The organism is Pedobacter psychrotolerans (assembly GCF_004340665.1).
Classification (GTDB): domain Bacteria; phylum Bacteroidota; class Bacteroidia; order Sphingobacteriales; family Sphingobacteriaceae; genus Pedobacter; species Pedobacter psychrotolerans.
The window spans coordinates 876,904-898,963 of record NZ_SLWO01000001.1; the positions used below are offsets into that span (position 1 = coordinate 876,904).

At 37.2% G+C, this 22,060-nt stretch carries 18 protein-coding genes and 3 tRNA genes; 15 read left to right on the forward strand and 6 right to left on the reverse strand.

The annotated features are described in order from the left end of the window. Positions 1-3: 3 nt before the first annotated feature. Both EV200_RS03815 and EV200_RS03820 read right to left on the reverse strand, forming a co-directional pair. Positions 4-3,288 (reverse strand): efflux RND transporter permease subunit, encoded by a 3,285-nt coding sequence (locus EV200_RS03815; protein WP_132529470.1) that lies wholly within the window; start codon positions 3,286-3,288, stop codon positions 4-6. Positions 3,289-3,300: 12 nt separating this feature from the next. Beyond that, complete coding sequence (locus EV200_RS03820) at positions 3,301-4,692, reverse strand: TolC family protein (protein ID WP_132529471.1); 1,392 nt, start codon at positions 4,690-4,692, stop codon at positions 3,301-3,303. Between the two features lie 465 nt (positions 4,693-5,157). On the opposite strand from EV200_RS03820, the gene EV200_RS03825 reads away from it, so the two are divergent. The 4 genes from EV200_RS03825 (at position 5,158) to EV200_RS03840 (ending at position 7,185) form a co-directional block, all read left to right on the forward strand. Then, a complete protein-coding gene (locus EV200_RS03825) occupies positions 5,158-5,412 on the forward strand; it encodes a hypothetical protein (RefSeq protein WP_132529472.1) in 255 nt (84 codons plus the stop codon). A gap of 127 nt (positions 5,413-5,539) precedes the next feature. Continuing rightward, on the forward strand, positions 5,540-5,812 hold the full coding sequence (locus tag EV200_RS03830; RefSeq protein ID WP_132529473.1) for a hypothetical protein: 273 nt from the start codon (positions 5,540-5,542) through the stop codon (positions 5,810-5,812). Positions 5,813-5,832: 20 nt separating this feature from the next. Then, positions 5,833-6,141, forward strand: coding sequence for a GNAT family N-acetyltransferase (locus EV200_RS03835; protein ID WP_132529474.1), 309 nt, complete (start codon positions 5,833-5,835; stop codon positions 6,139-6,141). Between the two features lie 78 nt (positions 6,142-6,219). Beyond that, positions 6,220-7,185, forward strand: coding sequence for a tetratricopeptide repeat protein (locus EV200_RS03840; protein ID WP_132529475.1), 966 nt, complete (start codon positions 6,220-6,222; stop codon positions 7,183-7,185). 142 nt (positions 7,186-7,327) lie between these two features. Here the strand turns inward: EV200_RS03840 and EV200_RS03845 are convergent. The 3 genes from EV200_RS03845 to EV200_RS03855 all read right to left on the reverse strand — a co-directional run bounded on the left by EV200_RS03845 (position 7,328) and on the right by EV200_RS03855 (position 8,336). After that, positions 7,328-7,411 (reverse strand) — tRNA-Leu (locus EV200_RS03845). Positions 7,412-7,482: 71 nt separating this feature from the next. After that, positions 7,483-7,555, reverse strand: a tRNA-Gly gene (locus EV200_RS03850). 181 nt (positions 7,556-7,736) lie between these two features. Beyond that, entirely contained in the window at positions 7,737-8,336 is a 600-nt protein-coding gene (locus tag EV200_RS03855) for a hypothetical protein (RefSeq protein WP_132529476.1), read from the reverse strand. Positions 8,337-9,031: 695 nt separating this feature from the next. Between EV200_RS03855 and EV200_RS03860 the strand changes: the two genes are divergently transcribed. After that, entirely contained in the window at positions 9,032-9,319 is a 288-nt protein-coding gene (locus EV200_RS03860; protein WP_132529477.1) for a hypothetical protein, read from the forward strand. A gap of 111 nt (positions 9,320-9,430) precedes the next feature. After that, a complete protein-coding gene (locus EV200_RS03865) occupies positions 9,431-10,264 on the forward strand; it encodes a hypothetical protein (RefSeq protein WP_132529478.1) in 834 nt (277 codons plus the stop codon). Positions 10,265-10,563: 299 nt separating this feature from the next. Here EV200_RS03865 and EV200_RS21705 read toward each other — a convergent pair. Then, positions 10,564-10,638: transfer RNA gene (locus tag EV200_RS21705), tRNA-OTHER, on the reverse strand. A 557-nt stretch (positions 10,639-11,195) separates the two neighbouring features. Here EV200_RS21705 and EV200_RS03870 point away from each other — a divergent pair. The 9 genes from EV200_RS03870 to EV200_RS03910 all read left to right on the forward strand — a co-directional run bounded on the left by EV200_RS03870 (position 11,196) and on the right by EV200_RS03910 (position 22,031). Next, a complete protein-coding gene (locus EV200_RS03870; RefSeq protein ID WP_132529479.1) occupies positions 11,196-12,527 on the forward strand; it encodes a Gfo/Idh/MocA family protein in 1,332 nt (443 codons plus the stop codon). A gap of 545 nt (positions 12,528-13,072) precedes the next feature. Further along, positions 13,073-13,879 carry a type IV toxin-antitoxin system AbiEi family antitoxin domain-containing protein gene (locus tag EV200_RS03875; protein ID WP_132529480.1) on the forward strand — a complete coding sequence of 269 codons (807 nt, stop codon included), beginning with the start codon at positions 13,073-13,075 and terminating at the stop codon, positions 13,877-13,879. Next, positions 13,876-14,658, forward strand: coding sequence for a nucleotidyl transferase AbiEii/AbiGii toxin family protein (locus tag EV200_RS03880; RefSeq protein WP_132529481.1), 783 nt, complete (start codon positions 13,876-13,878; stop codon positions 14,656-14,658). Before EV200_RS03875 ends, EV200_RS03880 begins: the two co-directional genes overlap by 4 nt. A gap of 2 nt (positions 14,659-14,660) precedes the next feature. Then, positions 14,661-15,383: a restriction endonuclease subunit S gene (locus EV200_RS03885; RefSeq protein ID WP_132529482.1), complete on the forward strand. Its 723-nt coding sequence runs from the start codon at positions 14,661-14,663 to the stop codon at positions 15,381-15,383. Between the two features lie 150 nt (positions 15,384-15,533). Then, positions 15,534-16,424, forward strand: a complete 891-nt coding sequence (locus EV200_RS03890) for a restriction endonuclease subunit S (protein WP_262707923.1) — start codon at positions 15,534-15,536, stop codon at positions 16,422-16,424. Further along, positions 16,411-18,015 (forward strand): AAA family ATPase, encoded by a 1,605-nt coding sequence (locus EV200_RS03895; RefSeq protein WP_132529484.1) that lies wholly within the window; start codon positions 16,411-16,413, stop codon positions 18,013-18,015. The genes EV200_RS03890 and EV200_RS03895 overlap by 14 nt, the downstream gene beginning before the upstream one ends. Next, positions 18,012-18,908 (forward strand): hypothetical protein, encoded by an 897-nt coding sequence (locus EV200_RS03900; RefSeq protein ID WP_132529485.1) that lies wholly within the window; start codon positions 18,012-18,014, stop codon positions 18,906-18,908. Before EV200_RS03895 ends, EV200_RS03900 begins: the two co-directional genes overlap by 4 nt. A 14-nt stretch (positions 18,909-18,922) precedes the next feature. Then, positions 18,923-20,380, forward strand: a complete 1,458-nt coding sequence (locus EV200_RS03905; RefSeq protein WP_132529486.1) for a type I restriction-modification system subunit M — start codon at positions 18,923-18,925, stop codon at positions 20,378-20,380. Positions 20,381-20,387: 7 nt separating this feature from the next. Further along, on the forward strand, positions 20,388-22,031 hold the full coding sequence (locus tag EV200_RS03910) for a hypothetical protein (RefSeq protein WP_132529487.1): 1,644 nt from the start codon (positions 20,388-20,390) through the stop codon (positions 22,029-22,031). Positions 22,032-22,060: the final 29 nt, after the last annotated feature.

The following is a 22,060-nucleotide window of genomic DNA, read 5'->3' on the forward strand; positions in this document are numbered from 1 at the left end:
AATTTATTCGTTTTCTGCTAAACCTTTAATGTAGTGAACGCTTTCTTCATCCTCGGGGTCTAATGACATGGAATCAGTAGTTTCTTTGCCTTGTACCCAGGCAAATACCAGCGGTAAAATAATCAAAACGGCGAATGTAGAGGCCAATAATCCGCCGATAACCGCTCTACCCAACGGCGAAACTTGTCCGCCACCTTCGCCATGGCCAATTGCCATAGGCATCATCCCTACAATCATCGCCACACTTGTCATAATAATTGGGCGTAAGCGTAATGATGCGGCTTCTCTGGCCGATTGCAAGGCATTTCCGTTGTGTTTGCGCAAATGCTCTGCATTGGTAATGAGCAAAACAGCATTGGCAATTGATACTCCAACCGACATAATAATCCCCATGTATGATTGTAAATTAAGCGTCGATCCGGTTAAGGTAAGCAACAGTAAAGCACCTAAAATTACTGCCGGAACGGTTGCTAAAATAACCAAAGGAACTTTAAACGACTGGAAATTTGCAGCCAGCATCAAAAATATAACCACTATGGCCACTAATAAGCCTGATTGTAAGCTATCTAATGTTTCTGTTAATACTTTTCCTAAACCAATGGCAGAAATGTTTAGACCTCTTGGCAATTCGCCAATACCTGCAATTGCTTTATTCACATCTTTTGTGGCTGTACCCAGGTCGGTATGGTAAAGGTTAGCGGTAACCGATAAGTAAGGCATGGCGCCTATATTGTCGTTTTCTCCGTAAGTGGTGTCTGGTGTAATCGTGGCGACATCACTCAAAACCGGTCGTGCCGTATTTTTCAGGAGCGGAATTTCACCAATATCATCCTTACTGTTCATTTGGTTAAGTGGAACCTGGACTTGTACGTTATAAGGCAATCCGATTTTTTCATCCAGCCAAACATTTTTATCTGTATAACGTGATGAAGATGTAGAGGCAATTAATGATCTGGAGATATCAGCCATGTCTACACCCACTTGTGCTGCCCTGGTTCTATCGATATTAATATTTAGCGAAGGATATTTTATCGGCTGCGCCAGTTGCACATCCCGCATGTATGGAATTTCTTTTAATTCAGCCAGGATTTTGTTTGCGTAAAGTTCATTCTGTTTTTTGTTTTTACCTGAAATACGCACTTCAACAGGAGTAGGAGAGCCCTGACTTAATACTTTATCGGTGAGTTCAATCGGTTCGAAGGAAAGTTTTACATCTGGTAATTTTTCCTTAATTTTTGCCCTTAGCTGATCTTTGAAATCATCCATATCGGCTTCGTAATCTTTTAAGCTTACCTGGAAAACGGCTTCATGCGGACCAGCCATAAATAAATAGATGGGATTAACAGAAAATAGTGCAGGGTGCTGACCAACATATACAGATGAGATGGAAAGGTGCTCTGCTCCAACCATTTTTTTAAGTTCTGCTAATACCGTATTCGCTTTTTCCTCCGTCCGTTCTAAACGTGTTCCATCGGGTGCTCTTAACCTTAATTGAAATTGGCTGGAGTTAACTTTCGGCAATACATCTCGCCCAATATTCATTAAAAGTAATGCCGCAGATCCGATAATTACCACCAGATAAAGCATCACTACTATTTTTCGGTGTGGAAGAATCCGATCCAGAAAGCGCATAAAACGGTTCCGGAATTTATCAAAGAAGCTGATTTTTCCATCCGCGTTGAAATCTTCACGATCCGCAAGCATTTTCTTTTGATTCAAAGTGTCTCCTTCGCTTTTCATTGGAATTCCGGTAGCCTCAAAATCTGCCTCATCCTGTGTTACGCCAGGATGATGTGCCGCTCCTTTTTTAGGATGCGCAACCATTAGCCAATTGGCCATAATGGGCACAAAGGTTTGAGATAATAAAAATGAAACCACCATCGAAAAGCCAATGGCAAGAGCAAGAGGTAGGAATAATGCTCCCGGAATTCCGGTCATGGTGAAGGCTGGTGCGAATACAGCCAGAATACACAGTAAAATCAATAGTTTCGGAAAAGCAATCTCTTTACAGGCATCCCAAATGGCGAGCGCCTTGGGTTTACCCATGTCAAAATGCTGGTGGATGTTCTCAATGGTTACGGTAGATTCATCTACCAGAATACCAATAGCCAAAGCCAAACCGCTCAACGACATGATATTGATGGTTTGTCCAAAAAGTTTCAGGAATAAAACACCCGCAATAATGGAAGTGGGGATGGTAAGGATCACAATTAATGCGGCTCTTTTATCGCCCAGGAAAAGCAGAACCATTAATCCTGTTAAAATGGCACCAATAGCACCTTCACTCACCAGACTTTTTACAGCGTTAATTACATAAACAGACTGGTCAAATTCATAAGATAATTTTACGTCTTCTGGTAAAGTATTTTGTATCGCAGGAAGGTTCTTCTTTAAGTTTTTAACCACATCCCAGGTAGATGCATCGCCGGATTTTGCAATGCTTAAATACACTGATCGCTTTCCATTAATGAGCGCATAGCCTGCGGTTAAGTCGGCACCATCTTTTACCGTTGCCACATCGCGAAGCTGAAGATTTTGAACGCCGCCTTTAAACAAGGGAATGTTCTCAAAATCTTTGATCTTTTTAATGGTATAATTGGTTGGCGTGATGTAGTTTTTATCACCAATGCGAACATTCCCTGAAGGTGCCGTCTGGTTATTTAATCTGATGGCTTCCACAATCTGATCAACCGTTAAGTTGTGCGAACGCAAAAGGGTAGGGTCGACATTGATTTCAATGGTTCTGGGACTACCACCAAATGGCGCCGGCGATAAGAGCCCGGGTATGGTTGAGAAGGATGATCGGACGTAAGTGTTGGCTAAATCCTGCAGTTCGTTATTGGAGCGGATGGGACTGCTCAAAACCAGCTGACCCACCGGTAGTGACGAGGCATCGAAACGGATAATAAAGGGTGGTTGAGACCCTGGCGGAAAAATTGCTTGCGCACGATTGGATAATGCACTTAACTCGGAGGCGGCCTGAGCCATATTGGTGCCTTCGTAATAAGTTAGTTTCATCAGCATCAAACCTTGTGTGTTTTTGGTTTCAATGCTTTTTATGCCATTCGCAAATAGCAAAATGTTAATGTATTGCTTCCCAAAATAAGATTCCATTTGTGTGGGTGTATAACCGCCAAATGGGTGGGCAATATAAATTACGGGCAAATTCATTTGCGGCAGAATATCAACCTTAATCTGGGTAATGGCCCCGATTCCGAAAAAGAATAGGCCTGCAACTAAAACCAATATGGAAATGGGTTTACGTAAGGCAAAACGTATAAGATTCATTGATGGTGTTGATTAAAATTCGTTAATAAATATGTCGTAATTGCCTAGCGCTGCCGATTTCAACAGTAAGGCTTGCCAAACGTTCGTATAGGCAATGTCTCGATCGGTTTCCGCTCTGTTTAAGGTGAATAATGATTGGGTTAAATCAACCAAAGTAGTTAGCCCGTTCTTGTACAAAGTGCTTTTTTGTAAATAAGCATCGGATGCAGCCTTAACTTGTATAGGGGCCTCTTTGTAATTTTCCAAGGCATTTTTCAGTTTTGTTTCGGCGAGCAGAAGTTGCGCTCTTAATTGTTGGTCGGCCATTTGATATTCTTCTTTTAAGCCCTGACTGATGAAGGATTGGGCCCTGACCTGCGGTTGGTTTTTGAGCAGAGAACTTAAGTTCCAGGTCACACCTATTCCAATCAAATAGTTTTCTCGTGTTGGTTTAACGCCATCAATATAGCTGGTGGTGTAAGCACTCTGGTTTAACAAATAGCCAGAACTAAAACCAGAGCCCCTGGTTTGGGTTACACCGAACAGAGAAAAGGTTGGGTAATATAATCTTCGATAATAATTTACCTGCTGATTACTGACATCTATCCGGTTTTGATAAAATCTTAATACCGGATGTGAACTTTTGATGGTGGTATCGCTCATCAAATTGGTTGGGATGCGGGTGATTGAAGCGGTATCTACTTCATATGATATTGCATTTAAGCCCATGAGCACTCCGAGTTTGTTGGCTTGCTCTTGCTCTAAATCTCTGGCTTTTATTAAAGCTATCCTGGCGCTTGATACCTCTGCATTGGCAAAGGAGGAATCTACACCAGCAATTAAACCATTTTTAGCCCTGATTACAGCTGTGTTTTTGAAGATAACGGCCCGGTCTAAATTTTTTTGTTGTGATCGGGTTAACCGCTTAGCGGCCAGTAGATTTAAATAGGCTGCTGAAACCCGGATTTCCTGCTGAAATTTCTCCTGCTCCAGGTCATTTTTATCTCTCTGATAGGTTGCATTGGCAATTTTGATCCGTGCGCTTACCCTTCCAAAAGTGAAAAAGTCCCAGTTGATGTTGGCTAAATATAGGGCACCAAAGGCAGCATTCCAGTTTTGTTGATCAAGCGCAGGGCCAGATGATGCCGTTCCTAAGCCACCAAAACCATATTGAGGGCCATTTTGACCGTTAATGGTTCCGTAATCTTGCTGAGCACTTAAGCTAAAATTAGGAAGGTATTCCCGCTTGGCCTGCTGAATAGAAGATTTTGATGCACTTGCGTAATTATCCTTTGCTTTAATTGTACCATAGTTATTTAAAGCAGTATTTACGGCTTCTTTCAGGCTTAGTGTTTGAGCCTTTGTACTTAGTGAAAAAAAGATAAGGGATGAAACGGCAAAATAAGATAAAGGTGTGCGAAACATATTGTATAATTTACACCGCAAATGTAAATTATGGATACAATATCTAATTATTTAGTTCAAATCAATAATTATGCGAATCAAATAATAATCGAAATGTTACATCAGTAAGGCGAAATAAAAGAATGAATAAACGTGGCTAATCACCTGATCTGTTTAAACAGAATAGATCTAATTTTCTTCAGTATGTTTTTTACAGTGGTTTAAAATAGACTGCCTGCCTGCTTTTTGCATTTAGATTGGATATTATCCATGATGTAAACCAATTTGTTCATTAAAGATATTTGACTTTTGGCAATTTGATGCCAAAATAATAGCTAATGATAATCAGGTAAATTGTGAAAGGATGATTGCAGCACAAATAATTGAAAATTAACTTTCAGATTACATGCAACACGTAGACTTAGCATATTTTTGGTGCTTTCGCAAAAGATAGTTTAGAGCGCGGAAACCAACATTTAAACAAAAATGAAGTATCTAGTAAAAGAAATAAGTGATGGAAATTGCGACATCACTTTATTGCCAGAAGATCTGAATGATCGGAATCTGTTAGCTGAAAACACCATGCACACAGAAAAAGATTACGAAAAAACAATTCAGTTTCATTACGAACATGCATTGAAGGCAAAGGTTCACAATAATGCAGCCTTTGTATCTTTAAATGAAAAGGAAAGCAATTATCCTAAACGGGTAAATGTTAACTACCAGATCATTTACAGCTAAATGATTTAAAAAAAACAGTATCGAACCTCGATACTGTTTTTTTGCTTTAAAGCAATTTATTTTCGTTTGCTATTTGTTGAAACATTCACATTTGCGCTTTGTTATTTCTATAATCAAAGAAAAACATATGAGTAATAAAGATTCAAATTCATCTCCATTGGATGAAATCAACGAACGAAAAAATCAGGAGCAGTTAAATCAGCAGGCATTGGGTAATACAGCTATTGACCAAACAGAAGATGTATCTGATAACCATGATCTGCTTAGCACGCCAATCACTACCGGAACAGGTGGCAATCCTGCAGGTGCAACACCGAATTCTTTAATTGTTCATGAGGATAAAAGTGGGGAAGACCGTTACGAAGAAGGAACAACAGGTGCAGATACTGAAGAAAAATAAATTGTTTTACATGGTATATTATGGCAGAAGTTAAATTTGAAAATGATGGGGCAGCGCCTGCCGCATTCAATCTGTTTGATCAGGATGAGAAAATTGGTGAAATGATTGTGGAGATCCTGGATGGCAATCTTAAAGTATACCATACCGAAGTGGATGAAGATCAGGAGGGGAAAGGTTATGGCAAAATGCTGCTAGATGCCATGAGTGATTATGCCCGTTCCAATCAGCTGAAGGTGATTCCCTTATGTACTTATGTAGCTGCACAGTTTAAGCGCCATCCTGATGAATATGCAGATATCTGGAATAAAGCGGTTAAGCCGGAATTTTAACCGCCCTTGTTTAATGATGTAATTAAGATATCATTTATCAATGCATCATTCGTTTTAATTTATTAAACTGATTAGTCGATGAATAATGAAATCCGCATGGCACAGACCTTGCCCGTTGCCTTAGAAAATGAAGTATTTGATTTGCGGGATGATGCCCTGGCGTTTCTGGATGAAAATCAGATTGATCTGGCATTGGTCAAAATAACCAAGGCTTGGGAATTGCTCCCTGAATCCAAATTTAATACCTCCTGTTCTTACTTAATTTTATGTGATCTGGCTGGGATCCTAAACCAGGCCGGGAAACACCTGGAAGCGAAAGCCATTTTAGAAGCGTGGATTCACGATTTAAAAACAAGTGGTTATAAAATTTACGAAACCATACCTTTCATCCTGCTAGGTGAAACTTTTCTTTATTTGAAAGAATCAGAGTTGGCTATAGCAGCATTTAAAGAAGCCGTACATTATGGCGCAGGTAAGAGGGATTTTAGTGAATATCCGGATTTATATTTTGAAATCGCAAAAGCGAAAATAATCGATCTGGAAGAGATCCAAAGATTGTTCAATAAGGAAACATCGCAACGTTTATCATTATCTTCAAAAGAAAACGTAATCGAATTATCAGAAGAAATATCCGGACAGATCGAATCATTGAGCGAAGAAGGGAATGTTTATTTTGAAGATGAGGCTTATGAGAAGGCGATTCTTGTTTGGAAAAGGGCGCTGAACCTGATTCCCAAACCTCAGCATACCTTTGCCGAAAGTTTGTGGCTGGAATCTTCTATCGGCGATGCCTATTTCATGCAGAAAAAATATGATGAAGCCAGATTTCACTTTAACAATGCTATGGATAACATTGAAGAAATCGCCTTAACAAATCCATTTATTTTATTAAGAACAGGGCAATTGCATTTTGAAGCGGGAGCATTTGACGAAGCCAAAGAATTTTTATTACGTGCCTATATGTTGGCAGGTCATGAGATTTTTGAAGACAGCGATGGAAAATATTTTGAGTTTCTAAAAGAAAATGTGAAGTTGGAATCGTAGTGGAATTCTGTTGTATGTAGATAGGATTTTATAGAGTACCTGAATATGCGATATTCTTAAAATAGTTATTTTGAGGAAAAACTCTTTGCAAAACAAAAAGCCCTGATTTTCATCAAGGCTTTCATTTCGATTTTTTTTGAAGTACTCGGGGCGGGAATCGAACCCGCACGCCTTTGAAAGCACAGGATTTTAAGTCCTGCGTGTCTACCAGTTCCACCACCCGAGCATTAGTCTATCCCGATAGTTCGGGACGATTAACCTTTTAAAATAAATGCCTCCTGGTAAGAAGGCATTTAGAGCGAAAGACGAGATTCGAACTCGCGACCCCGACCTTGGCAAGGTCGTGCTCTACCAACTGAGCTACTTTCGCATAATGAATACAATCGCTGTATTCCCTTTGGGGTTGCAAATATAGGAATATAAATATCAGATGCAAAACTAATTTAAAAATTATTTTAGATGCCTTAATGCAGATGGTTGCGCAGAGCAGATGGTTGTCTGGCTGTTTTAGGGGATATATTCCAATACATGATTATTCTGGTGTAATCTATTTATCCTTTTTGAAGCATTTTTGCCTTCGCTTTTTCAAATAACTGAGTACACCAATCCTGATATTTATAAAATGTTTTCTCACTATATTTTGATAAATACACCGTAGAGAAGATCATTTTTTTCTTGATGGAAGGGATTGGAATTAATTTCATTTTGTTATTATCAAAGTAATTCCAGTTACCAATATAATCATGAGTTAAGAGGTTAACACTTGATTCTCCGCTGCCATCATTGCTTGCAGGTCCGAGTTCATACCGGCTCATACCAATTAATTGCACCTGCTTTTCTTTTGGATTATACCTGAACTGGCAGGCATAACCAGAACGCATCCAGTTATTATAATACTCAAAGCCGCTCTTTGTTTTTCGGATACCAGATGAGGAGGGGTCGAGTTCCAGTTCCAGGCTTCGGATGGATTTGAATTTCTGCGTGGAGAGCTTGCAGATGATCACTGAGCTTTGTCGATCAATAGTAATTACGTCTTTAATCAAATCATGGTCTAAGTCTGTATACAAAGTATCTGAACGATTCTCTTGCGCAGATGCAGATAAGGATATGCTAAACAAACCAATCAGCATCAATAAGCTTATGTTTTTCATTTTTATGAATCGTTTATTTCTGATTAGTTCTGACAGCATAGATCAGTTCTATTTCATTCTATGCCTAAAATATAATTTTATTCTTTTCTAAGAAACTGTCTAAATTTCATAAATAAGGATCAACTTGCGAAGTTTTGGTGGCCGTTGTTGGGGAAATACTTCGAAAGTTTGTGGTATTATCATCAAAACTGACGAAATTCTTCAGCGCACTGGCTTAGGAAATTTCGTAAGTTGATAACTTATAATTTTTAGACTGCTTCTAAGATAAATTTTAATTCTTTTCTGCGCAAATTTGAATATGATCTTTCTGGCTTAAACTGAAAAAGCCCTGATTTTCATGAAGGCTTTAATCTCGGTTTTTTTGAAGTACTCACTGGAAGAAATGCCGAATTATTTTATTAACGATTTGCAAAGTTTGGCCGATCTTTTAGGATAGATGATTTTAGTTTCAAGCTCAACAGAAGTTCAGATTATCAATTTATTGAATTAATATATTCGCTATATAAAGCTTTATATAATCCTGTGAGATATGCTTCATCTTTGTTTAAAAGATGATCAATAAAACTTAAGTAAGCTAGTGAACCGGGTCTACTTTCCGTGTCAAAAAATGATTTCCAATGTGCTAAATTATTTTTGAATACTGCTTCTTTTAGAATAGATACGGCAAAGAGCTTAAAAGCGACACAACATTAACATTGGTAGGTTCTGGAATAAGGTTAACCATTACAAGAAACCCCTTTAACAATAATTTAATCACGAATCTTAAAAGCAGTGGTAAATCAAGAAATGTTGGAGTGAATGAATTGCTTATAAATCGAGAGATAACAAATAATAAGGATTTAACTGATTCATCCAAATTAAAAATTCTGGTCAATAAGCTGCAGAAAGATAGTATCGATAACTCAAAACAAAAAATAAAGAAGCAGGAAAGCCAACTTGATGAAACCAAGGGAAAAAACCGTGCTTCTGGACCTTTAGGATAGTTGTTGGCGTAATTGCTTTCTTAATTTGGCATTGGCTTAAATAATAAATAAATCATTTCCCGTTTGATTTAAAGGTCTTTCAGAAATGGAAGGCTTTTTATATTTTTGGAAATGGCTAAATCGAAATCAAGAATAAAAAAGCAACAGTTTAAGCGAGTTTGCATCTTTTGTGGAGGTTCACCACTTTCTGAACAGCACTGCATTCCTAACTGGATTGAGAAGGAATTTCCAGAGAATAGGATAAGTCATCTCAATTTTGAAACTATAACTGAATATTCGAATGGTGAGTTAATCATAAGGCCAAATGAAAAATTGAAACAAGGGCGATTGGGAGTTAAGAGATTGAAAATAGTATGTGCTAAATGTAATAACCATTGGATGTCCATAATAGAGAACGAAGCAAAGCCTATTGTCAAAAGATTGGTTAATGAACAAAAGGTCACGCTAACACAGAAAGAACGGGAATCGATTGCTGTTTGGATGATGTTAGTTTCAATAATCCTTGAAAATGATCAGCCCGATAGCATGGCAGTAGATAAAGAAGAAAGAGAAGCATTATATAATTTTCAGGTTCCCACTGGTAAATGGGAGTTCTTTCTCGCTCGTGCAGAAGAAGGGAATCTTGATTTTTCAAGGAGACTCTTTCATCAAGCTTTCAAAATTATGCCTGCATCAGATATTATGAATGGCAAAGTTGATCATCTCAGCCAGAAATGCAATTATCAATTGTCCCTTTTGGGTATTAAGCAGATGGTTTTGATTTCTAGGTATTTAAGAAGTGATGAAGTTAAACTATCAGATAAGGACTTAGCAAGTGTTAATCTTATCAAGATCTGGCCGACGTCCTCAAATGAAAATGTACTTATTAATAATAAACCCATTCAATCTAATATTATAGAATCAATAATGATTAACGCGCCTGAAGCATTGCTATTGAGGAGTTAAAACGATAAGTCACGCTTTAAAAGCCAAATGTCTTTCCTTTCATCATCGTTGTATTTACGATAAGATCTCGCTTGTAAGCAATAAATGACTGATGGTTGTTGTATCAGTTAACTTCATGATCTCTTGATAAGTAAATCCTGCATTTGCTAACTTAGTTACCCTGGTATGTTTCCAACCTTACATGGCATAGTTTTGATCTAAACCAATCTTATATGCCTACAGCGTTCTTCAAAAACAAATTTTTCTTTTTAAAAAAAACCTGATTTTAGTCAGTGTTTTCATCTCGGTTTTTTTTGAAGTACTGGGGGCGGGAATCGAACCCGCACTCCTTTGAAAGCATAGAATTAACCTACTGGTTGGTGTCTCACCTCAGTTGTTCGGAAGGTTATGATTTGTCAATTGAAAACTGCTACTGAATGGTTAACCACCCTCTGGACCTCCTAAATTAGGAGGGGAGTTCCCCTCTTGGCTGTATCATGTAAACTATCATCTTCACTTGTTGCCAAAAATAAACCTGATCTCAAATGGCGCATAAAACAATCTTCTATCATATACGAAGCAAAAGCTAAGCACGAGTGGGTTAAAGGTGGGGTAGATGTGGGGTAAACGTGGAGTGGAGGCGGGGTAAAGAAGTCAATTTTTGACAAAGAGCGGGGGGGAAATGCTATATTCAATTGATCATTCCCTTGCTTACGCTAATATACTCAATTATTATGGCAACATTAAATGGAATGATCAGTTTTCCTGGTAAACTGGGCGACTTTGTTTTTTACAAAGGGGAAAAACAAAAGTGGGAATAACAGGATGGGATCACGCTCTATAAAGGACACCAATGTGGGTAACATTCTTATTGATTTTAACGATATATCTTGGATGCTCTACTAATTATTTTGTAATTTACTTTTCAGTATGAACCTTAAACCAAATATAAATGCTAAACCGTAGAAAATTCCTCAACTACGCTGCAACCGCAGTGGGAACCACTGCCATGCTTTCTGCTTTAGACAATCCTGCCTATGCTCTTTTTAATAGGACTATTGGCGCAAACGACCAAATCAATATTGGTGTAATAGGCATCAAAGGCATGGGATGGTCTGACCTTAAAGCGGCCCTCAAAGTACCGGGCGTAAACCTGATTGCCCTGTGTGACAGTGATGCCAATGTGCTTGATGAAAGGATGGCCGAATTAAAGTCGATGAATGTTGATGCCGCAAAAGTAAAAAGATATAAAGATTATCGTGCGCTGCTTGATCATAAAGATGTTGATGCCGTAATTATCGGGACACCTGATCACTGGCATGCCTTGATGATGATTCATGCCGTACAGGCTGGAAAAGATGTATATGTTGAAAAGCCGGTCGGTAACTCTATTGTCGAATGCAGTACCATGGTAAAAGCGCAGGAAAAATATAATAAGGTTGTACAGGCGGGTCAATGGCAGCGCAGTCAGCAACATTTTAAAGATGCCGTTGATTTCGTAAAGAGCGGCCAGCTGGGAAATATCAGAACTGTAAAAGTATGGTGTTACCAGGGCTGGATGAAACCTGCTCCGGTAGTACCGGATACCTTACCGCCTGCAGGCGTTGATTATGCCATGTGGCTTGGGCCGGCGAATAAAAGAGCATTCAATGCGAGCAGATATCACTTCAATTTCCGCTGGTTCTGGGATTATGCCGGTGGGTTAATGACGGACTGGGGCGTGCATTTATTGGATTATGGCTTGCTGGGTATGAATTCTCCTGTACCCAAAACCATATCTGCATTAGGGGGACGCTTTGCTTATCCTGATCTGTATGAAGAAACTCCTGATACGCTGACTACCTTATATGAGTTTGACAAGTTCAACATGGTATGGGACTCTGCCATGGGCATTGATAATGGATCTTATAACCGTAATCATGGGATTGCCTATATCGGTAACAACGGTACGCTGATCCTCAACAGGCAAGGCTGGGAAGTTATTGAAGAAAAGGTAAGTGGCAATAAAGTGAGCAAGCCCTTTGTTAAATCATCAGATAATGGACTAGACAATCATATGGTCAATTTCTTTAGTGTGGTGAGATCCAGAAAAAAAGAAGAACTGAACTGCTCTATACAGGATGCTGCGCATGTAGCTACCGTTGCGCAAATGGGAAATCTTGCCTTCAGAAGCGGACAAAAATTATCATGGGACAATGCCAAACACGAGTTTACAGACCAGAAGATCAACGATAAATACCTGTTGGCCCAGTATCACAACGGTTACAGCTTACCGAAAGTTTAATCTGACTAATTTATTGCTATAAAAAAGGAAACAACCTATTAAGGTTGTTTCCTTAAGTACTCCAAACGTACTAAGGTCGAACTAGTTTATTGAAGATCTTGTAAAAATCGCTCTTATACTACTATATAATGCAGAAATATGAGATGAAAAGTATGCAAAAACATTAGCTATTTTGAATGAAATAGATGAAGTAAAGGGTTGTAAATCTTATGTCTAACGGCCCCGTTATAACGCAAAATGTGCTTTTCTGACTTACAGAAGCGATTTACGGACTATTTTTGAAACTGCAAAATTTTGCTCCGTTACGTATTTGTTACTGTTTTGCAACGAAGTAATTTGACACTTAGGCGAATTAAAATAAAATTGCAATACTACACTTCGTATATTTAAGGTGCAGTTACGAAAATGTAATCCATTATTAAGCAATTCATTGCTGGAATAATAACATAAAACTGCCGCTGGAATTGGCTCTAATCAAAATAATAATTAAGTTTACATTTGCAAAAAGGGACAAAGAATGACCCCTTTATCAAACAAAGACTTAAATGATAGGGCAATACGGTTATTTAGAGGACTTTATTAATGAACTGCGTTCCAACGGAAGGTATGCTTTTTCGTTGCCGGAAGTACGTAGTCAATTTGAACAATCAGATGAAGCAATTAAAAAAGCGCTTCAGAGACTTAAAAAGAAGAAAGAAATTGCTTTAATTAGGAATGAATTCTATGTAGTTATCACTCCCGAGTACCGGAGTAAAGGCATACTCCCGCCATCGCTATTTGTCGCAGATTTGATGAAGTTTTTGGGAAAAGATTATTACGTAGGCCTGTTAAATGCCGCAGCCTACTATGGAGCTGCACACCAGCAGCCTCAAACTTTTTCAGTAATCACAATGAAACCAAGTTTACGGAATATTAATAACGAAAACCTGAAAATAAACTTCTATATAAAGAAAGAATGGGACAAAGATGATATAGTTCAAAAGAAGGTTGATACAGGATATATAAACGTATCATCGCCGGAATTAACTGCGCTGGACTTAGTGTATTATTTTGATCAGGCTGGTGGACTTAACAGAGTGGCGACAGTGCTGCAAGAACTCTGTGAAAGCATTGATCCCAATAAAATGCTTGACCTAGCAAAACGATATTCTCCTATAACTGCGGTTCAACGTTTAGGCTTCCTGCTAGAAGAGATTTTGAATATGCGTGATTTAAGCGAGCCAATAAAAGAGTACTTAAAAACAGTGAATTATTTCCCGGTACTGTTAAGACCGCAGAAGGAAAAGCCGGAGATGATAACCGGTAATGACTGGAAGGTTGTGCAAAATTTAGAAATAGAAACAGATTTATGATTCCACAGTCATATATAACAGCATGGCGTAAGAAGGCTCCCTGGCAGGAGGATTTTCAGGTAGAACAGGATCTGGTTATTGAGCGGGCTTTAATGGCAATATATAGTGATGAGTATTTAAAAGAGAGATTAGCATTTAGAGGTGGAACGGCACTACACAAATTATATCTTTCTCCTACCGCTAGGTATTCTGAAGATATCGATTTAGTGCAAATTACTGCAGAGCCATTTGGGCCAATTATGGATAAGCTCCGTGAGGTATTATCTTTTTTAGGTGACAAACCCATACGTAAACAGAAACAACATAATAATACACTGATTTACCGCTTTGATTCAGAAGGTGGAATTCCATTGAGATTAAAGGTTGAGGTTAATTGCCGGGAACACCATACCATTTTTGGCATTCAGGATGTAAAACACGCCATGCAATCGGAATGGTATACTGGTGAAGTTCTTATACCCACCTATGAATTAGCGGAGTTATTAGGTACTAAAATGCGTGCCCTGTACCAGAGACGAAAAGGAAGAGACTTGTTTGATATGTGGTTTGCGATAACACAGACTGATGTTGATTCAACAAGAATTATCGAAGCTTGGAAATTTTACATGAAGCAAGAAGATAACAATGTGTCGCAAAAGGAATTTTTGGAGAATATGGAAAGAAAAATTGAAGATACTGATTTCAAGGGAGATATGAGCGGATTGCTTATTAGTGGCATTGAATATAATATAAATGAAGCATACAAATTTGTAAAAACAAATCTTTTAGAAAAGATTTAGAAATGAAAGAACTACAAGAACCGTATAATTTACCGGAAGGTTGGATTTGGGCAACTATTGATGATATAGCAATATTATCTAGTGGAGGTACGCCCGATAGAGGGAATCGCAGCTATTTCAATGGCAACATTCCGTGGGTGAAATCTGGTGAATTGAATCATAATACAATAACTAAAACTGAAGAGACCATAAGCCAAGAAGCGGTTGAAAACTCCAGCGCTAAAATTTTCCCCTCAGGAACTTTACTAATTGCATTATATGGTTCAACAGTTGGGAAGTTAGCTTTTTTAGGAATTGATGCCGCAACAAACCAAGCTGTAGCAGCACTTAAAACAACAAAAAGCTTAGAAGGTAAGTATCTTTATTATTATTTGTTGCATAATAGAGAGAAACTTTTGCAAAAAAGAATTGGTGGAGCACAACCCAATATTAGCCAAAAGATTCTACAAATTTTTCCTTTCCCGCTATGTTCTTTCAATCAACAACAATTGATAGTTCATCAAATAGAGTCTTTATTTAGCAAACTTGATGAGGCTCAAAAAGGGCTGGAAAAAGCAAATAAAGGGCTGAAAATATATAAACAAGTACTTTTAAATCAGGCTTTTTCTGGGAAATTAACGGAAAGGTGGCGTGACGAAAAACTCATCACTATTTCAGCTAAACAATTAATTGCTAATGTAGAGAAAGAAAAACAGTCTACCTATGAGCAACAAGTTTTGGAATGAAATAATTTTCTAATAGAATGGAAAGAAAAAACAATAGGTCAAAGGCCTTCAAGACCTACAAAACCGATTGTACCGGACAAACCGACAGACGAGCAAATTTACAGAAAGTGGGAAATACCTCGCGAATGGCAATGGACCCAACTTGGATTTATAACCTTTGTTACAAAACTTGCAGGATTTGAATATACTGAGTATGTTAAGTACACGGATAAGGGAGATTTGCCAGTGATCAAAGCTGAAAATGCAGGGCGTGATGGATTTAAACAAACAATTTATTCCAAAGTACTAGCTGAATCGGTAGAACATTTGAAAAGATCAAAACTTATTGGAAATGAATTGATACTTGTATTTGTTGGAGCTGGAGTAGGAAATGTAGCTACACTACCCAAAGGACAAAAGTTTTTTCTCGGGCCAAATATAGCAATGGCTAGACCCTATAGCGGAATACAAACTAAATTCTTAGAGTATTTTTATCAATCTCCCAGAGGGAAAAAATTACTACTGGCGGCATCTAAAGCTGTCGCTCAACCATCGTTGTCTATGGGCAATATCCGTCAAACTCCCATAGCAGTTCCGTCCAAAGAAGAGCAATTTCAAATAGTGCAAATAATCGAAAATCAATTCACGCTAATAAGTAAATTAGAGAAAACAGTTGATGATGCCCTGAATGAAACCATTGCTCTGAAACATTCAATTTTAAAAAAATCATTTGAAGGCAGACTTGTAGACTATATTTCAAATGATTCTGTGGAGATTTTGCTGACTATTATACGAGAGGAAAAAAGAATATACCTTGAAAGTCAGAAAAAAATAATCCGTAGTAACCCAAAACAAAAGAGAGACATGGAGACTAAAAAATCTATCCTAGAAATATTAAAAGAATCAAGTGGAAGTATATCTGCCCAAGAACTGTGGGAAAAATCAACGAGTGAAGGAGATATCGAACGGTTCTACAGTGAGATAAAACAAATCTACCATCTTATAGATGAATTAAAATTAGAAACAGAATCGCTACTAAGCTTAAAAGATGAAAGTAAATAACGTACATATAAAGGGCAGATTTAAGAATCTTGAAAATTTTCATTTTAATTTTGATGAAAGTTCCATGGAGACTGTATTGCTAGGATTGAATGCAACTGGTAAGTCTAACTTTATGGAAGCTTTAGTTATAATTTTTAGAGACCTAGATTTAGAAAGAGCGCCCATATTACATAAGCAAAGTCAGCCTTTTGAATATTATATAAATTACAATTGCCGAAATAAAACCATAGAGGTAGATTACTCTACACAGCAAGGATATATTTTCTCAGTCGATAACGAAAAAAAGTCAAAAACACAGTTTTTCAAAGGCAAAAATGAGTATCTGCCTAGCCATGTTTTTGTATATTATTCGGGTTTAAGTGAACGATTGAAATCTTTGTATGCTGATCATAAACTTCAGCAATTTAAAAAAATGATGGATCCAAAATCAAAATATGAGGATTTTAAAGAGATGCCTCGTATTTTTTTAGTTGAACCAATTCATGCTAGCTTTGCTCTGATTGCTTTTTATTTATTTGATGAAAGAGAAAAAGAAACTATTGATTTTCTAAAAAGAGAACTCAATATAGTTGATTTTGGATCAGCCCTCTTTATGTTGAAACAACCGAACTGGTCAAAATCGCGAAAAGACCCTGATCACTTTTGGAATACTACGGGTTTAGTTCGAAGGTTCATTGAAGATCTATGGAATTTCTCTATTGTGCCAATCTTCTATAAAGAAACTGTCAAAGGGGCTTTAAATAAGAGAGAGGCATTAAATCGTTTATTTCTATTTCTGAAAGACAAAGAAGCAATAAGAGCGTTTGTCGAGATGAAGTATGAAACCAAAATCATCCTATTTAATGCTTTGTGTAGCCTTCATTATTCCGAGTTAGTAGAGGATCAGGACGTCAGGATAAAAGTTCTAAAAGAACACGTAGAAGGTGAATTGGCGATGGGTGAACTTAGTGAGGGTGAAAAGCAATTAATTACTGTCCTTGGTCTTCTTAAATTCACAAAGGACGATGAAGCACTTATTCTGCTTGATGAGCCAGATACACATTTAAATCCATTATGGAAATGGAAATATCTTGAGTTCCTAGAAGAGGTAGTAAGTAAATCTGCTAAAACTCAAATTGTCTTTTGCACACATGACCCTCTCGTTATAGGAGGTATGGAAAAAGAACAAGTGAGAGTATTTAAGCGCGATACTGATTATAAGACGGAAGTAAGTGAGCCGGATATAAGTCCAAAAGGTCTTGGAGTTGCAGGCATATTAACCAGTCCTTTGTTTGGTCTTCCTACCATTTTAGATAAAAAAACTCAGGAAAAGTTAAATCGTAAAAGGTATCTACAGGGTCGTTTAATGCGAGAAAAACTAGATGAGATTGAATATAACGAGTATCAAAAATTAAAGGCAGAGTTAGAAGATTATGGTTTCTATGAAGAGGTTGAAGACAAGTGGTTTAAAGCCTATCTAGCGGAAATGTCAAAGTTGGAAGCTTTTGGAAAAACCGAACTTACAGAATTAGAAAAACAGTTATTAGCAGAGCAAAGTACCAAAGCCGCAGAACGTGTCCTAAAATTAATTCAAAAAGATAGTACTACATGAGAGTAATAAATTTATCTGACTTGAAAGCTAAATTCGATAGCCTTGAAGGTAATCATATAGGAAGCTTTGATGATTGGACTCAACGAGCAGAGCAATGCCTGAATGTAATTCGTCCCATGAATAAAAAGCAAAGAAGTAATTACTGGGCTAAAAATAATATTTGGAGAGAATTATATCCAGCACTATCAGAATTATCAGGTCACAAATGCTGGTATTCTGAAGCTCCAGAAAATTCAAGCGAATGGGAAATAGAACATTTCCGACCTAAAGCTGAATCTAAGTCCGAAGAAGGAGCCGTGATACTTGAAAATGGATATTGGTGGCTTTCATATAGTTGGACTAACTTTCGATTAGCAGGTTCTTTAGTTAACAAACTGAGAAAGGATAGGTTTGACTCAGGAAATGAAGTTTATGGTAAGGGCAATTTTTTTCCATTAGATGGTATCGGTTTGGCTCAAACAGGAGATGAAGAATGCGATTGTGAAAGGCCACTACTTATTGACCCAATTAAACCGAGAGATGTAACTTTAATATCTTTCGATCAAAATGGCGAACCTTACCCAACTTATAATGAAACAGACAATTTATTATATAATAAAAAAGCATTGCTTTCTATAAAATTCTATGGGTTAGATCACAAACCGCTAACTCGAGGGAGGAGTAAAATTTGGGCCAATTGCGAAATGGCGGTAAAAAAAGCTCATAATATAATTAAAAACAATATAAATGATCCTGTAAGGAGAGATGAAAAAATAGATGAGTGTTTTCTTCTACTTCATAATTATTCAAAATACACAGAACCATATTCAATGATTGTCAGAAATTTTGTAAAAGAAAAGATTAAAGACGACGAATATAGCTGGCTTAAAGAAGTAGAAAGAGTACTGGTTTAATAAAATTAAAGTTAATGGCATCAACAAACATATTAGTAGCAAAAATCTGGTCATTCTGTGATACCCTCCGTGACGATGGATTAGGGTATGGAGATTACTTGGAACAACTTACCTATTTGCTATTTCTCAAAATGGCAGATGAGAATAAAAGTCAGTATCAAATTCCCCGTGGTTGTGATTGGCAGGAATTAAAATCGTCTGGTCAAATAATCGAAACTTATGAATCTATTTTAAAAAAATTGTCGAGTTCGGGCGGGATGCTGAGTAAGATATTTGCGGGGGCGTTAAATAAAATACATGACTCAGTTAAGCTAAAAAAATTAATCAATCTAATTGATGAAGAAGACTGGACTTCACATGAAATAGACGTGAAAGGTGAAATTTATGAATCCTTATTACAAAAAAATGCTGAAAATAGTGGAGCTGGCCAATATTTTACACCAAGAGCTGTAATTAATGCAATGGTCGATTGTATTCAGCCTAAACCGAAGGAAACTGTTGCCGATCCGTCATGTGGTACCGGCGGTTTCTTTTTGGGCGTTCTTAATCATTTAAGAAAGACTAAATTAACTAAACCACAACAGGAATTTTTAAAGTTCCAGACATTCAAAGGATGGGAAATTGAAAAAGCCACAGCTCGACTTTGTTTAATGAACCTTTTCCTACATGGTATTGGAGATTTAAAGGAAACTCCAGAAATAGAAGTTACTGATAGTTTAAAGAGGGATGATGGAGAAATTTTGGAATCGGAGAAAGTTGATATAGTGCTAGCTAATCCACCTTTTGGAATAAGTAGTAGCGATATTCCAACTATTGATAAAAAACAAGCGGAAAAGGATGGCTACTTTTTAAGAAAAGATTTTTGGGTAACGACAAGTAATAAACAACTTTCATTTTTACAACACATTGTAAACATGTTGAAAGATCATGGAAGAGCTGCAGTAGTATTACCTGATAATGTACTATTTGAAGGAGGCCCAGGTGAAACAATTCGTAAGAAACTTCTTGAAAATACAAATTTGCACACAATTTTGAGGCTTCCTACCGGAATTTTTTACGCTCAAGGTGTTAAATCAAATGTTCTCTTCTTTCAAAAGGAAACGATATCAGATAACCCAGCTACGAAAGAGGTTTGGATTTATGATTATCGTACAAATGTTAGACACACTCCTAAAAAGAATCCATTAAAACATGAGCATTTGGAGGATTTTATAAAGTGTTTTAAAGCAACAGATATCTCGAAAAGAGAAGAAAGTTGGAATAAAATGAGTGAAACAGGTCGTTGGCGCAAATACTCTTACGAAGAAATAATTGAAAGAGATAAAACTAGCCTAGATATATTTTGGCTTAAAGATGATAATCTTATCGACTTAGATAACCTCCCAGATCCGGATGTATTAATCGACGATATCATAGAGAATATAGAAAGCGCATTGGCAAACTTTAAAGCAATAAGGGATTCTGTATCCTAACATTCTAATGGATGACGAACAAAAAATAAGAAAATTTGAATCAGAGGTACTAGATAAAGCTCATGTTAATTACGCATTTTATCAGTACTCTGAGGATATCGTCATTCCTTACTTATTACAAGTTTATGGAGATACAGAACGACATCGAGATAACTTAATAGCAAATGGCCACAATGCCCATAATTTTAATGTTTATCTGAATAATATGATGCATGGACTGGGTCATTGTATCAGATGGATGTTGAAACAAACTCAACCAGTTTCCCTTGATACCTCTAATAAATCTAGCCGGCAGTTACAAGAGATGGCTGCCGACTTTTTAGGTTGGGGAACTGGCTATCACATGATCGCAAAAGAGTTTGTTACCTGGTCGAGAGGAATTAAAAATGCTATTCTCGATGAGAATAATAAAACCATCACATTTCTTAATCCTGAAAAATACGATTATTCCAGTATCTATGATAAGCAACTTTTATATGCTGAACAAATGCAGGCTGTTTATCTTAGCTATCCACATGAGGAAATGGAGGACGAGTTTGAAGAATGGATAAAAGATATAGATTTTTTGGAACCTCCAATTGCCAATCATATCGACTGGAGTAAAGGAAAAGATTCTAAATCTTATCCTTTACTCTACAGAAAAATGTGTGAAATACTGTTTCCAGAGCTACAGAAAACTACCGATTTCGATGGTTATAACCTGGAACAGCTTCGACAATTTTATGCTTTATTTTTTCTTAATTTTTATTTTATCCGCTGGACGGAAGCAGTTTTGGATTCCAAATCAGGAGAAAATCTTTCTTTTGGCTCGAATCCTCTATATCTAAGTACTATGCAATTTTATAAGCTTGCATCCACGATTACGGGACTTACCCAAGACGTAGCTAAAGCGATAATATTGGATCTAACTTTCAATCCCAATAATTTTCACACAAGTGTTACTATTCAGCCATTTGTCCTTTCTTCATCAGGTACATATTATATTTTGCCGAACCTCTTTTCCCAGATAGAGCCATCTAGAATGATTTTGGGAGCATTAAACAAAGGTTCTAAAAAGAAAGTCTATGATAAATTAATCAATCTTATTGAGAAGTCTAACCTTAATGAACTACACAGCTCAGTAAATGGTGTTGGCAGCTGGACATGCTATATAGAAAAGGTAATCAAATTCGATGGCAAACAGATTCATCCTGATCTTATTCTTATAGACGCTGTTGAACAATGTCTCTGCGTAATAGACTATAAACACTTTATCGGGCCAATCACTGCTTCCGAGGTTGATTATAAGATGAATGAGCTAAAAAAAGGTGCTGTACAAGTTCAAAATTATATTGAAATATTAAAGACAATAAACAAAATTGGAGTGACCAATATTGAAGGCTTTTCTGTAGTGGGATTACTGATTACTCATAAGCCTATGCCAGTACCGGTGTCCAATGAAATAGATGTTCCTATTACAGACATGGCTACATTTATACAGAGTGTAATATCTGTTCGTGATCGAAGTCGATGCATTAATGAATTGATGCAACTCATTACGGTTAATGGAAAACCGAAGAACATATTTACTGCCTTTGAAGCAGAAATCGCAGTTGGTGAATGGAAAATTATCCGCTCCCAGCATAAAATAACTCATTCCAATGATGAGTAAATCCGATGATAAACTGTTTACTACCATTC

What these genes read in the sequence shown, in the direction of transcription:
- EV200_RS03815 (WP_132529470.1), bottom strand. Translation starts at nt 3,288, where the DNA reads ATGAATCTTATACGTTTTGCCTTACGTAAACCCATTTCCATATTGGTT.
- EV200_RS03820 (WP_132529471.1), bottom strand. Translation starts at nt 4,692, where the DNA reads ATGTTTCGCACACCTTTATCTTATTTTGCCGTTTCATCCCTTATCTTT.
- EV200_RS03825 (WP_132529472.1), top strand. Translation starts at nt 5,158, where the DNA reads ATGAAGTATCTAGTAAAAGAAATAAGTGATGGAAATTGCGACATCACT.
- EV200_RS03830 (WP_132529473.1), top strand. Translation starts at nt 5,540, where the DNA reads ATGAGTAATAAAGATTCAAATTCATCTCCATTGGATGAAATCAACGAA.
- EV200_RS03835 (WP_132529474.1), top strand. Translation starts at nt 5,833, where the DNA reads ATGGCAGAAGTTAAATTTGAAAATGATGGGGCAGCGCCTGCCGCATTC.
- EV200_RS03840 (WP_132529475.1), top strand. Translation starts at nt 6,220, where the DNA reads ATGAATAATGAAATCCGCATGGCACAGACCTTGCCCGTTGCCTTAGAA.
- EV200_RS03855 (WP_132529476.1), bottom strand. Translation starts at nt 8,336, where the DNA reads ATGAAAAACATAAGCTTATTGATGCTGATTGGTTTGTTTAGCATATCC.
- EV200_RS03865 (WP_132529478.1), top strand. Translation starts at nt 9,431, where the DNA reads ATGGCTAAATCGAAATCAAGAATAAAAAAGCAACAGTTTAAGCGAGTT.
- EV200_RS03870 (WP_132529479.1), top strand. Translation starts at nt 11,196, where the DNA reads ATGCTAAACCGTAGAAAATTCCTCAACTACGCTGCAACCGCAGTGGGA.
- EV200_RS03875 (WP_132529480.1), top strand. Translation starts at nt 13,073, where the DNA reads ATGATAGGGCAATACGGTTATTTAGAGGACTTTATTAATGAACTGCGT.
- EV200_RS03880 (WP_132529481.1), top strand. Translation starts at nt 13,876, where the DNA reads ATGATTCCACAGTCATATATAACAGCATGGCGTAAGAAGGCTCCCTGG.
- EV200_RS03885 (WP_132529482.1), top strand. Translation starts at nt 14,661, where the DNA reads ATGAAAGAACTACAAGAACCGTATAATTTACCGGAAGGTTGGATTTGG.
- EV200_RS03895 (WP_132529484.1), top strand. Translation starts at nt 16,411, where the DNA reads ATGAAAGTAAATAACGTACATATAAAGGGCAGATTTAAGAATCTTGAA.
- EV200_RS03900 (WP_132529485.1), top strand. Translation starts at nt 18,012, where the DNA reads ATGAGAGTAATAAATTTATCTGACTTGAAAGCTAAATTCGATAGCCTT.
- EV200_RS03905 (WP_132529486.1), top strand. Translation starts at nt 18,923, where the DNA reads ATGGCATCAACAAACATATTAGTAGCAAAAATCTGGTCATTCTGTGAT.
- EV200_RS03910 (WP_132529487.1), top strand. Translation starts at nt 20,388, where the DNA reads ATGGATGACGAACAAAAAATAAGAAAATTTGAATCAGAGGTACTAGAT.